Genomic DNA, 12,329 nt, shown 5'->3' with positions numbered 1-12,329 from the left:
GCCACCCGGACTCCCCCGGCGCCAACGGGGAAACCACGGGGAAAGGACTTCCGATGTCCAGCAACACCACGTTCGGCACCACCAGGCCCGCACGGCGCGCCGCCGCTCTATTGCTGATCTCGGCCCTCGCGGGCGGAGCGCTCACCGCGGAGGCGGCCTCGGCCGCGACGGCGTCACCGCGGTCGTCCTCCGCCGCCGCGGCGGCCTCGCTCCAGACGACCATCAAGGCCAAGGCCCAGCAGCAGGTGAAGCTGTCGCCGCGCAACCGCGAGATGTCCGGCAACTGCAACTACTACAGCGCTGTCGCCACCGCGCCGAAGAGCGGGTCGGTCGGCAGGTGCAAGAAGGTCGGCGGGCTGCAGTGGCGCACCAACAACTGGTGCGCCGACTTCGTCCGCTACGTCTGGAAGAACTCCGGCGCCCGGCAGAAGGGCACCGACGCCTTCGCCGGTTCCTTCTACCGGGCCCGCAAGTCCATCGGCACCTGGCACGCCCGCGGCTCCTACGTCCCGAAGGTCGGCGACGCGGTGCTCTACGACTGGGACGGCGGCACGCCGAGCCTCGGGAACAACGGCTGGGACGTCGACCACATCGGCATCGTCATCGGCTACAACCCCAAGACCAAGGCGCTGACGACCATCGAGGGGAACACCACCAAGAACGGCAAAGGCGGAACCGAGGGCGTCTACCAGCGCACCCGGTACAACACCAAGGCCGGTGACGTCGTCGGCTACGTGACGCCCAAGAAGTAACCGGCGTCGGGCCACGAGAGCCAAGCACCCACGGGGGAGCCCCCGGGACCGGTCGTCGGACCGGCCCCGGGGGCGTCTCGATGCGCCGCGCCACCTCCCACAGGACCGAGATGTCGGAGATCATTCTCATGAACGACCCCCGCGTGGCCGGTGTCCCGGTGCACGAGTCCCATGAACCCCTGGTGGACATGCGGGAGTTGTCCTTCCTCCAGGTCGACGCCCGGCTCGCCGATCCGGCGGCGTCCTATGCCCTGCTGCGCGAGGGGGTCGCGTGGCGGCTGGCCCGCGCCGCACGGCTACTGCCCGAGGGACTGTGCCTGCTGGTCACGGAGGGCTATCGCCCGCTCGCCCCGCAACAGCGGTACGGCGACCGGTGCGCGGCCGAGTTGGGCCCGCATGTCACGGGCGCCGCCGTCGATGTGACCCTGTGCTCGGCCGCGGGTGACGAACTCGACCTGGGCACCGCGGTGCACGCGAGCCCCGAGGAGAGCGACGGCGCCTGCCGCACGGCCGCCGTGAACATCACCGCCGCCGCCCGCCGCAACCGCCGTACCCTGTCCGCCGCCCTGAGCACGGCCGGTCTCACCAACCACCCCGCACAGTGGTGGCACTGGTCCTACGGCGACCGGTACTGGGCCCTGAACACCGGCGCGCCGGCGGCCCGCTACGGCCCGGCCGGCGCCTGAGCCGGAGCGGGCAGGCCGCCGGGGCGGGCCGGTGCGCGTCTCCTCAGTCCCTGGGCGGTTTCAGGCTCACGGGTGTGGGGCCGTCGGGGCGGACGGTGATGCCGTGGACGGCCTTCGGGGGGTCCGCGTGGAAGACCGGGAGGTGGGCCGGCAGCAGGTGTTCGAGAAGGACGGTCGACTCACGCAGCGCGAACTGGAGGCCGAGACAGGCGCGGGGGCCGATGCCGAAGGGGAAGTAGGCGCCCGGGTGGGTCGGGCGGCCGCCCGGGGAGGTGAAGCGCCGGGGGTCGAAGCGTTCGGGGTCGGGCCACAGGTCGGGATCGCGATGGGTGAGGTAGGGGCAGACCAGGAGGTCGGAGCCCGCCTCGACGGTGTGACCGCCGAGGACGTCGTCCTCGGCGGCGTGCCGGGCCAGGATCCAGGCGGACGGGTAGAAGCGGAGCGTCTCGTGGACGAGGGCCTGGACGGCCTGCCGGCGCTGCGCGGAGCCCTCGTCGCCGTCGGCGAGCGCCTGTGCGCGGGCTTCCGGGTGCCGGTCGAGGAGCAGGTGGAGCCAGGTCAGGGTGGTGGCGGTGGTCTCGTGTCCGGCCGCCAGCAGGGTGACGAACTCGTCGCGGATCAGCCGGTCGGTGTACTCGGGGTGCTCGACGGAGGCCTCGGTCAGCACGTGCAGCAGTCCCGGACCGTGAGGACCCGCCGCACCGCCGCGCGCGTCGTCGATGGCGCGCCGGGCGACCGCGTCGATGCGGGCGAGTTCGGCGGCGATGGCGTCCCGGGCCTCGTCGGCGTCGGCGGGCAGGGCCGGCAGGGCGGCCCCCACGGCCTCCACGGCCGCCAGTTCGCGCTCGGTCTCGTCGTCGAGGGCGTGGCCGGTGAGGGAGCGCCAGATGGTGTCCAGGGCGAAGCGGCGCATCTCCTGGCCGAGGTCGAAGGTCTCACCGGTGCGGGCGTACGCGTCCCAGCGGGCCGCGGTGGTGCGGGCGGCGGCGGTGATCCGCTGTTCGTAGCGGCGCATCCCGGTGCCGGTGAACTGGGACTGCAACATACGGCGTTGCCGCTTCCATGCCGCGCCGTCGGCGGCCAGGAGACCGTCGCCGATCAGCACGCGGGCGCGGTGCGAGCGTTTGACGTAGCGCTCCGGCCGCACGACGAGGACCTCGCGGACCGCCTGCGGGTCGGTGACGAGGACGGTGGGCTTCGGTCCGAGGCGGAACGCCGCGACCCCGCCGAGCCGTTCACGGGCCTGCGTCAGCAGATCGATCAGCGCAGGACCGGCTTCGGTGTCCATCTGTCTTCCCCCTGATCCACTGATGCCCTGATGCACTGATCCATCGATCCCCCGAAGGGCACAGCACGGACTGTACGGGAACGCGCACCATCGGTGACAGTCGGTCGGTGGCCGCGGCCGCCCAGGCGGGCCTCTCGCGCGACCCGTCGCGATCGTGAACTACATCGCATACCCGGGGTTCAGGTTGCGGGCGGGGGTGGTGGACATGTTCGGATGAGGCGATGCGCTCCCCCCACCGCACAGATCCGCATCAGTTCTCCGACGATCGCCCCGACGCCCCGCGCGACCCCTACGAGGAGCTCGGCACCCTCGACGACGGGCCTCTCGAAGTGACCTCCCTGGAGGAGTTCTTCGGCGAGGACACCCTCGGACGCGGCGACGAGGAGGAGCCGGAGTGGACTCCGCCGGTGCACCGGCGGGGCGGGCGGCGGCGCAGGGGACGGTTCGCCGGGCTTCCGCTGGCGGTGAAGGCGGTCGTGGGACTGGTGGTTCTCGCCGCGTTCGCCGGCCTCGCGGACCGGTGGGCGGTGCTGTACGCGGAACACAGGGCCGCGGACGCCCTGGAGGACCGGCTGGACCTGGCCGCGGCGCCCGAGGTGGAGATCGGCGGCTTCCCCTTCCTCACCCAACTCGCCGACCGGCGGCTGGACTCGGTGCGGCTGACGGTGCCGGACGTGGCGGCCGACCGGGTGTCGCTGGCGAAGGTGTCGGCGACGGCCCATGACGTACGGCTGGACGCCGAGGGACTGACGTCCGTGCGCGGCGCGCGGGTGCCGCGACTCGACGGTGACGTGCTGCTGTCGTTCGCCGATCTCAACCGCGAACTCGGCGCGTCCCAGGTGACGTTCACCGGCGAGGGCCGTGACCGGGTCCGGGCTCGTGGCACCCTGCCGGTCGCCGGGCGGGATCTGCGGCTGCGCGCCGAGGCCACGATCCGGCGGCAGGGTGAGCGGGGCATCGCCACGGAGATCGGCGGCATGCGCCTGGACATCGGGGACCTGGCCACGTACCGCCCCGGCACGCGTGCCTCGGACGGCCTGCATCTGACGCCGAAGGCCTCCGCCGACCTCGCCCGGGAGACCCGCAGGGCGAAGGCGCTGCTGTCGGTGCCGGCGATCGTCCGGCGGCTCGGCATGTCGGACGCCACCGCCCGCGAGGCCCTCGCCGACGAGGGGAAACTCGCCGAACTGACCGGATCCCCGAGCTTCGCGCGCCAGGCCAGGGGCCTCAACCTCATCGACCTGGCCCTGGACAACCCCGCCGTCCTGCGCGATCTGGGCCTCGACGCCGACCTCCTCGACGCCCTGTCCCGGCTCACCCGGCCGGTGCTCGCCGACCGGCTCTCCCTCTCCTTCGAACTGCCGGAACCCGAGCGCGGAACCGTGCGGCTGCGTGACGTCCGCGTGGAGGAGGACGGCATCCGGGTCCGGCTCACGGGCTCCCAACTGGCCTTCGGCAGCCAGTGATTCTGTGTTCTTGATGAAATTTGGTGTGCAGATGTGTTGACCTATGTTCGAGATCTCTTCTACGTTGCGGGAGCCACAGAGCCGCCGACCTGCACAGCCGGGTTTCGCGGACGCAACTGTCCAGAAAGGGATCTGGTGCCACGAAAGAACCATCGCGGGACAGCCTGCCTCGCGGCATCGCTGGCCGGCGTCACGGCATTCGGCGGAGTCCTCGCCTCCCCCGCGTCCGCCGCTTCCGCAGCCGCCGCCCGCCACGCCTCACCGCCGCCGGTCAGTGAGTTCCGCGGAGTCAACTGGGCCGACCCGCGCGACAACTACGCCGACGACGCGGTCGTGCCCTCGGGACTGTCCACCACCGACGACTACGCCACGACGTACGCCAAGTCCCGGGCGATCGTCGGCGGGTTCGCCAAGCTGGGCGCGAACACGGTCCGCCTGCCGGTGAACCCCACCTCCGTGAACGGCCCGTTCTGGAAGTCGTACCGGGCCGCGATCGACGCCGCCACCGCCAAGGGCTTCAAGGTCATCCTGGGCTACTGGGAGGCCGACAACGCCAAGGACGGCAAGATCGACGACCAGGCCTCCTGGGACCGGATGTGGGCGCGCATCACCTCCGCGTACGGCCGCAACGGCAAGGTGTACTTCGAGCCGATGAACGAGCCGTTCGGCTACACCTCGCAGGAATGGCGCGACGTGGCCGCCCGCTGGCTGGGCAAGCACCGCTCCGTACCCCGCGACCGGGTCCTCATCGGCGGCTACAAGTACAGCGAGGACGTCAAGCCGGTCTGCGCCGACAAGCGGCTCGACGGCACCCGGATCGCCCTGCACAACTACGGCTTCTGGCACACCGACTGGACCAGCGTCGACCAGTGGAAGGCCGACTTCAAGGAGCGCATCGGCACCTGTGCCTCGCGCACGATCCTCGACGAGTTCGGCGCCTCCATGACGACCGGCCTGGACTACAACGGCCCGGTCAACGGCTCCAACGAGGTCGCCTACATCCAGGCCGCGACCGACGTCATCCGGGAGCTGGGCCTCGGCTCGGTCTACTGGCCGGGTCTGCGCAACGGTGACACCTACTCCCTCACCACCCTCCAGGGCACGGGCACCCGCCTGAGCCTGAAGGTCAACAACCAGAGCGGCCTCGACCGGCTGCACTGGGCGTGGAAGCAGAAGTAGGGCACCACGCACGACAGGCTGCGGAGCCGCCCGACATCGATGTCGGGCGGCTCCCTCGTCATGTCCCCCGTCGGTTCAGAACGCCTCTACCATCGGCACATGAGCGTGTGGAGACGGAGTCTGGACGCGGCGGGCATCCGGGAGCCGGGGTTGCGGTCGGACTACGGCGAACAGCGGGACCTGGTGGCGCGTGCCCGGCGCACCTCGTACCTCGCGGCCCGGCTGCTGCTGCCACGGCGGTTGTTGCCCCATGCCGTGGCGGCGACGGCGGTGATGCACCACGGGGACGACCTGCTGGACACCGGCCCGAAGCCGCAGCGGATCGCGGCGTGGGCGTCGTGGGAGCGGCGGGTGCGCGAGGGACTGGACTCCGGCACGAGCGACGACCCGCTGATCCGGACGCTGCTGCACACCGCGCAGGCGTACCCGCGGCTGCGGGCGGCGGTCGAGGAGTATCTGTCCACCGCCACCACCGATCTGGAGTTCACCGGCTTCGCCACCGAGGCCGACTACCAGGCCTATGTGGACGCCTATTCGCTGCCCGCGTTCATGCTGGTCGCCTCGCTGCTGGGCCCGGAGTCCGACGACGGAGGGTTCCGGGCGGCGTGCCGGACGCTGATGGAGGGCAGTCAGCGGCTGGACTTCGTCAACGACCTGGCCGAGGACCTGCCGGAAGGCCGACTGGGCATCCCGGCCGAGACGCTGGCGCGCTTCTCGGTGACGGTCGAGGACCTCGCGGCGGGCCGGGAGTCGGCGGGCGTACGGGAGTTGGTGGAGGACCAGGTCGAGGCGGCCCGCGTCTGCCTGCGAGCCGCCCGCGACCTGCCCGTCCTCGGGGAGGGTCCCGGCGGGGTGCTCCTGGACTCGGTCGTCGGGATCGAGCTGCTGACCGCGGACGCGGCGTACGCCCGTGGCGCCCGTCTGTTGCGCGGTTCCGCGTCCCCGCCGGTGCCGGGCACCCTGCGCGTGCTGCTGCGCGGTCGCCGACGGAGACGCGGGAGGGACAGCAGCCGCACAGCGGTCGCGCGCCCGGTGAACACCGGAGGATGACCCTCACCGATCCGCTGTCGTAAGGCCGAGGTAGGTCACCGGGCCGGGATCCGGTACCTCGATCTCGTGGAAGCCCAGGCGGTCGTAGAAGGCGCGGGCCGGTGTGTTGGCGGTGAGCATGGAGAGGTGGACGGCCGGGACCCCCCGGGTGCGCAGGGCGTGCAGAAAGGTGCGCATGAGGTCCCGGCCGTGGCCCCGGCCCTGTCGGTCGGGGAGCAGGTCGATGTGCAAGTGGGCGGGATAGGCACCGAGTTCGGGCAGGACCATACGCTCGGGGTGGTGCAGCAGCCGGACGATCTCCGCGTCGGGCGTGGTCGTCGGACCGGCCGGCGGCGGGAAGCGCTCGCTGACCCGGGGCAGCCATCGCGTACGGAAGGCCTCGACGAACGCGGGGGTGTCCGCGGTGCCGAGGATGTAGCCGACCGCCCGCCCTCGGCCGTCGTCCAGCACGAAGGCCAGCTCCGGTTCCAGCTCGGTGTACGGGGTGGCGAAGGTCGCCGGGAAGACGTCGGGGTCCCTGTAGTGGGGACGGCTGTCGCCGCCGTTGTGGGCGGTTCGGACGCAGATGTCGTGGACGGCGTCGAGGTCCTCGGGCCGGTACGGGCGGACCGTGGGAGGTGGGGTCATCGCGGCATCCTGTCAGTCCGTCGCGGCGCCGAACCAGCGGGCGAGCGCTTCGCGCAGTTCCCTCTGGTCCTCGCCGGCCCATGCCACGTGGCCGTCGGGCCGCAGGAGCACCGCGGGCACGTCCAGCTCCTCGGCGGTGTCGACCACATGGTCGACCCGGTCCGCCCAGCCCTCCACCGAGAGCGCGCCGCTCCCGTCGAGCAGCAGGCCGCGGCCGTCGTGCATCAGCTCGTACAGGCGCCCTCGCTTCAACCGCAGGTCCCGCATCCGGCGGCCGAGCAGATCGTGGCCGTCGCCGAGGTCGTAGCGGACGTCGACCCCGGTGATCATCCCGGTCACGTACCGGTTGACCTCCTCGAAGTCCATCAGCGTCGAGAGCAGCTCCCGCAGCGCGGTCGGGCCCGGCTCGGACCCCAGCAGGGTCATCTGGGCGCGGGTGTTGGCCAGCACACGGGCGGCCACGGGGTGCCGTTCGGCGTGGTAGGTGTCCAACAGTCCTTCCGGCGCCCGGCCGTCGACCTCGGCGGCCAGCTTCCAGCCCAGGTTGAAGGCGTCCTGCACACCGAGGTTGAGGCCCTGGCCGCCGGTCGGCGGGTGGATGTGCGCCGCGTCGCCGGCCAGCAGCACCCGGCCGACCCGGTACTGCTCGGCCTGCCGGGTGGCGTCGCCGAACCGGGAGAGCCAGCGCGGTGAGTGGACACCGAAGTCGGTGCCCGCGAAGGCCCGCAGTTGCCGTGTGAACTCGTCCAGGGTCGGCGGGGTCGTACGGTCCTCCGCCACACCGTCGGCGGGTACGAGGACGCGGTAGCTCCCGCCCTCCAACGGGGCGAGGCCGAAGCGGAGTTCGGTCCTGCGGACCTTCTCGACGACAGCGGTGATCGTCGCCGGGTCCTCGGTCGCCGCCATCTCGCCCAGCAGTGTCTCGACGGTGGCGGGCTCGCCGGGGAATCCGACGCCGATCAGCTTGCGCACCACGCTGCGGCCGCCGTCGCAGCCGACGAGGTACCGGGCGCGCAGCCGGGTGCCGTCCGCCAGTTCCGCGGTCACGCCGTCCTCGTCCTGATCGAGCCCGACCAGTTCGCCGCCGCGCCGGATGTCGGTGCCGAGTTCCAGCGCGCGCTCCTGGAGGATGCGCTCGGTGACCGGCTGCGGGGTGGCGACGCCGTACGCGTGTGCCGTGTCCAGGCTGTCCGGCCACGGTTTCATGATGCCGCCGAAGAGTCCGCCGACCCGGAACTTCTCGCTGACCGCGAGGAACCGGTCCAGAAGGCCGCGCTGGTCCATCACCTCGACGCTGCGGGCGTGCAGGCCCTGTCCCCGGGACTCCCCGGTGGGCTCCGTGAGCCTCTCCAGCACGACCGTGTCCACTCCGGCCAGCCGCAACTCGCTCGCCAGCATCAAGCCGGTCGGTCCGCCTCCGACGACGATCACGTCGATCATCTCAACCCCCATGTGCGCGTTTGTGCCGCTGCTTCTCGCTTCGGTCGGCGATTCTGCGGCACGGGGAGGGTCTTGCCGCAAGCCCCCCGGTGCGCTATACGTTGAGACAGGCAAGGAGGACCGGTCCTCCTTGCCTTCGTCGTTCTCGTACCTGTGTGCCCACGCCCTTGTCGTTCCCGGCGCGCCGGGGCCCGTCCTCCGGTTCGCGTGACGGCCCGGACCGTGCCCACAATGGCGCTGTGCCGGGAACGGAGCGTGCGATGTTCTCCCGGACCGCGCGCGGCCCGGGGGCGCCGTCAGTCGCTCAGACGCCGGCGCAGGAGCTCCTTGCCGAAGTCGGCCCCCTTGCGGCTGTCGGCCTGTGCCTTGCGGAACAGCTCGACCACCTCGGTGTCCTTCTCCCGCTCCGCGTCCTCGATGTACGACTCGAGGCGCAGCGCGTTGTTCAGGCAGGCCTCCACGTACCAGATCAGGTTGTAGTCCTTGTCGGCGGTGCCGGTCACGCGGCCCGTCTCGGTCGTGCTGGTCACGTTCTCCTCCTCCGTGTCTCGGACTGGGGGTCCGCGTCTGTCCGGCGCGGCTCCCGGGGCGCCGCACGGGTACCCGGGCCACCGCCGCGTACACGGACACGGTCGGCGCGCCGCCCGGTGAGGTGTCCCGGCGCCGTCCGCGGGCACACGGCTCTCACCACCTAGGCAGAAGGGCCCGATGACGTGCGTACCGTCGGAGTGGAAGAGGAACTCCTCCTGGTCGATCCGGAGACCGGAGAGCCGCAGGCGCGGGCCGCGGCGGTGCTCGCGCGGGCCGCGCTGGAGGGCACGGACCAGGACGTGTTCGAGAAGGAGCTGCACGACGAGCAGGTGGAGTTCGCCACGCACCCGCAGTCCTCGATGACCGATCTGGGGGCCGAGATCGTCCGCTGCCGCAAGGACGCGGCCCGGCACGCCGAGGGGCTCGGCAGCGCGGTCGTGGCGCTGGCGACGTCACCGCTGCCGGTGAGTCCGACGATCACCGTGAACAGCCGGTACCGGTGGATGGCGCGGGAGTTCGGCCTGCACACGCAGGTGCAGCTGGTCTGCGGCTGCCATGTCCATGTGTCCGTCGAGTCCGACGACGAGGGCGTGGCCGTCCTGGACCGGATGCGGCCGTGGCTCTCCGTGCTGACGGCGCTGAGCGCGAACTCCCCCTTCTGGCAGGGCCAGGACAGCCGGTACGCCAGCTATCGCAGCCAGGTGTGGGACATGTGGCCGATGGCCGGGCCGACGGACGTCTTCGGGTCGGCGGAGCGGTACCACCGAAGCGTCAGGGACCTGATCGCCACGGGGGTCGTCCGCGACGAGGGCATGATCTACTTCGACGCGCGGCTGTCCCAGCGGTATCCGACCGTGGAGATCCGGGTCGCGGACGTCTGTCTGCACCCCGACACCGCGGTCCTCGTCGCGGCCCTCGCCCGGGGCCTCGTGGAGACCGCGGCCCGCGAGTGGCGGGCCGGTGTGGAGCCGCTCGGCCACAGTGCGGGGCTGCTCCGGCTGGCCACCTGGCGGGCCGCCCGCTCCGGCATGTCGGAGAACCTGCTGGACCCCGTCACGATGCGCCCCCGGCCCGCGATCGACGTGATCCGCTCGCTGCTGCACCACGTCGAGGACGCCCTGGTCGACCACGGGGACGCCGACCTCGTCCGGGGCGCCGTCGCCGAGCTGACGGGGCGCGGCAACGGGGCCCGGGTGCAGCGCGAGGTGATGGCCCGGACGGGTAGCCTGCGCGAGGTCGTCGCGGCCTGCGTACGGCACACCCAGGCCTGACCCCGGAGGCCGTCCCGCCCGCGACGCCCGGGCGCGCCGCGGGCGAAGCGTGTCCGGGGCGTCGCCGTCCGTGCATCGCGCGCGGACGGCGCCCGGGGCACGGGCACCCGCTCCCACCTGCGGTCGGGGACATCGTGCGCGTAGGTCGTCGGGGACGGGGTAATGCGTGCAGCACACGCGGCGGAGCGGTCCGTCGACATCGACGACCGTCCTGTCCGCCACCGGAGCCGGAGGAACCCGAACATGAGCGCGTGGAGTCCGGATCACACCGAACGGCGGTCGCCTGGCCGGGCGGTGCGTCTTCCGGACGGGCTGCCCGATCTCGTGCACGCCGGTATGTACGTGGTGGACGACAACGGCCTGGTCGTCGCGGTGAATCCCCGGGCCGCCGAGCTGCTCGGCCGCCCGGCGGACGGACTCCTCGGGCAGGACGCCCACGAGCTGCTGCACCGGGACCAGCTCGGGCACTCCGTGCCACGGGCGGCGTGCGCGATGATGAGCGTGTTCCTCAGCGGCCGCACGGGCGGCGGGGACCGGGAGTGGTTCCTGCGCGGCGACGGCACACTGCTGCCGGTGAGCTGGCTGGTCACCCCGTGCCGGCTCGACGGGACGGCGACCGGCGCGGTGGTGCTCTTCCACGAGTGCGCCCCTGAGACCGTGGCCGTCCCGGACAGCGGGACGCCGGCGCTGTCGCAGTTGGACCGGCTGGCGCTGCTCGCCGAGACGACGACCCGGCTGAGCTCCACCCTGGACGCCGAGGAGGCGGTCGCCCGGCTGGTGCGGCTGGTGGTGCCACGGCTCGCGGACTGGGCGATCGTGGACCTGATCACCGAGAGCGACGACGTCTGGCGGACCACGGTGGCGACCCACCGCGACGGCGTGGTGGTGCGGCGCGAGGAGTTGGAGGGTCCGCTCCCGCCGGTGCACGAGGAGTCGCTGATGCCGCTGTCCCGGGCGCTGCGCGGGGCGGCCTCGACCCTGGCCGGGCCGGAGACCTACCAGGGGCCGGCGGACTCGGGGATCACGGTCGCCCAGCAGAGGCTGTTCAAGGAGGCGGGGCTGCGCTCGGCGGCCATCGCGCCCATCCGGGGGCCGCGCGCTGTGCTCGGCGCCCTCACGCTGGGCCTGAGCGAGCGTCCGGGGGCCTTCACCGAGGCCGAGCTGTCCCTGCTGGACGACATCGCCCGCCGGGCCGGGCTGGCGCTGGAGAACGCGCGCCTGTACCAGCGGCAGCGGCACATCGCGGAGACCATGCAGCGCCACCTGCTGCCCCAGATGCCGGAGGTGCCGGGGCTGCGGATGGCCGCGCGCTACGAGTCGGCGTCGAAGTCCTCGCAGGTCGGCGGCGACTGGTACGACGCGTTCACGCTCGCCGACGGGGCCACGGCGGTGGCCATCGGCGACGTCGTCGGACACAACATCGACGCCGCGGCCGGGATGGCGCAGGTCCGCAACATGCTCCGGGCCTACGCCTGGGCGCTGGAGGAGCCGCCGAGCGCGATCGCGGAGCGGCTGGACCGGGCCGTGGTGAACGTGACCGAGGCGTCCATGGCGACGCTGATCTTCGGCCGGGTCGAGCGCGGCGAGGACACCTGGGCCCTGCGGTGGACCAACGCGGGGCATCCGCCGCCGCTGCTGATCACCCACGACGGCAGGTCCCGCTTCCTGGACGAGGAGCACGACCACCTGCTCGGCACGGGGCTGATCCGGGCCCGTACGGACACGCTCACCCCGCTGCCGCCGCAGTCGACGCTGGTGCTGTACACGGACGGTCTGATCGAGTCCCCGGGGCACACCCTCGACCGGGGTCTGGCCCGGCTGCGCCAGCACGCGGCGGCCCTCGCCCACCGGCCCCTGCACGTGTTCTGCGACCTGCTGCTGGAGCGGGCCCGTCCCGTCGACAACGACGACGACGTCGCCCTGCTGGTCTTCCGCACGCCCGCCGAGGACGGTGAGGCGGGTGAACGGTAGAGCGCCGGCGCGGCCCAAGAGGCCGGGAAGGTCACCGTCTTTCCCAAGGCCCCACACTTCCCTACGCT

11 protein-coding genes are annotated in these 12,329 nt (G+C 72.4%); 7 read left to right on the top strand and 4 right to left on the bottom strand.

Annotation, left to right across the window (positions count from 1 at the left end):
* Positions 1-53 precede the first annotated feature (53 nt).
* The gene (locus HW837_RS23465) at positions 54-752 is read left to right on the top strand and encodes a CHAP domain-containing protein (RefSeq protein WP_045555552.1); all 699 of its coding nucleotides are present in this window, start codon (positions 54-56) and stop codon (positions 750-752) included.
* A 110-nt stretch (positions 753-862) separates the two neighbouring features.
* On the top strand, positions 863-1,438 hold the full coding sequence (locus tag HW837_RS23460; protein ID WP_193382505.1) for a M15 family metallopeptidase: 576 nt from the start codon (positions 863-865) through the stop codon (positions 1,436-1,438).
* A gap of 43 nt (positions 1,439-1,481) precedes the next feature.
* Here the strand turns inward: HW837_RS23460 and HW837_RS23455 are convergent, their stop codons facing one another.
* On the bottom strand, positions 1,482-2,726 hold the full coding sequence (locus tag HW837_RS23455; protein WP_045555554.1) for a cytochrome P450: 1,245 nt from the start codon (positions 2,724-2,726) through the stop codon (positions 1,482-1,484).
* A gap of 221 nt (positions 2,727-2,947) precedes the next feature.
* Between HW837_RS23455 and HW837_RS23450 the strand changes: the two genes are divergently transcribed.
* The 3 genes from HW837_RS23450 (at position 2,948) to HW837_RS23440 (ending at position 6,421) form a co-directional block, all read left to right on the top strand.
* Complete coding sequence (locus HW837_RS23450; RefSeq protein WP_045555555.1) at positions 2,948-4,192, top strand: LmeA family phospholipid-binding protein; 1,245 nt, start codon at positions 2,948-2,950, stop codon at positions 4,190-4,192.
* 135 nt (positions 4,193-4,327) lie between these two features.
* Complete coding sequence (locus HW837_RS23445; RefSeq protein ID WP_193380218.1) at positions 4,328-5,371, top strand: glycoside hydrolase family 5 protein; 1,044 nt, start codon at positions 4,328-4,330, stop codon at positions 5,369-5,371.
* A gap of 99 nt (positions 5,372-5,470) precedes the next feature.
* On the top strand, positions 5,471-6,421 hold the full coding sequence (locus HW837_RS23440; RefSeq protein WP_045555857.1) for a squalene/phytoene synthase family protein: 951 nt from the start codon (positions 5,471-5,473) through the stop codon (positions 6,419-6,421).
* 3 nt (positions 6,422-6,424) lie between these two features.
* Here the strand turns inward: HW837_RS23440 and HW837_RS23435 are convergent, their stop codons facing one another.
* The 3 genes from HW837_RS23435 to HW837_RS23425 all read right to left on the bottom strand — a co-directional run bounded on the left by HW837_RS23435 (position 6,425) and on the right by HW837_RS23425 (position 9,018).
* The gene (locus HW837_RS23435; protein WP_045555557.1) at positions 6,425-7,048 is read right to left on the bottom strand and encodes a GNAT family N-acetyltransferase; all 624 of its coding nucleotides are present in this window, start codon (positions 7,046-7,048) and stop codon (positions 6,425-6,427) included.
* Positions 7,049-7,060: 12 nt separating this feature from the next.
* The gene (gene rox / locus HW837_RS23430; protein WP_093789053.1) at positions 7,061-8,488 is read right to left on the bottom strand and encodes a rifampin monooxygenase; all 1,428 of its coding nucleotides are present in this window, start codon (positions 8,486-8,488) and stop codon (positions 7,061-7,063) included.
* 296 nt (positions 8,489-8,784) lie between these two features.
* Positions 8,785-9,018 carry a hypothetical protein gene (locus HW837_RS23425; protein ID WP_045555559.1) on the bottom strand — a complete coding sequence of 78 codons (234 nt, stop codon included), beginning with the start codon at positions 9,016-9,018 and terminating at the stop codon, positions 8,785-8,787.
* Positions 9,019-9,201: 183 nt separating this feature from the next.
* Here HW837_RS23425 and HW837_RS23420 point away from each other — a divergent pair, with 183 nt between their 5' ends.
* Positions 9,202-10,290, top strand: a complete 1,089-nt coding sequence (locus HW837_RS23420; RefSeq protein ID WP_093789052.1) for a glutamate--cysteine ligase 2 — start codon at positions 9,202-9,204, stop codon at positions 10,288-10,290.
* Between the two features lie 243 nt (positions 10,291-10,533).
* Entirely contained in the window at positions 10,534-12,261 is a 1,728-nt protein-coding gene (locus tag HW837_RS23415) for a SpoIIE family protein phosphatase (RefSeq protein ID WP_193380217.1), read from the top strand.
* Positions 12,262-12,329: the final 68 nt, after the last annotated feature.

Source organism: Streptomyces caniscabiei (assembly GCF_014930365.1).
In the GTDB taxonomy this organism is placed as follows: domain Bacteria; phylum Actinomycetota; class Actinomycetes; order Streptomycetales; family Streptomycetaceae; genus Streptomyces; species Streptomyces caniscabiei.
Note: the sequence above shows the minus strand (reverse complement) of the source record. Positions and strands in the feature narration are given on the sequence as shown.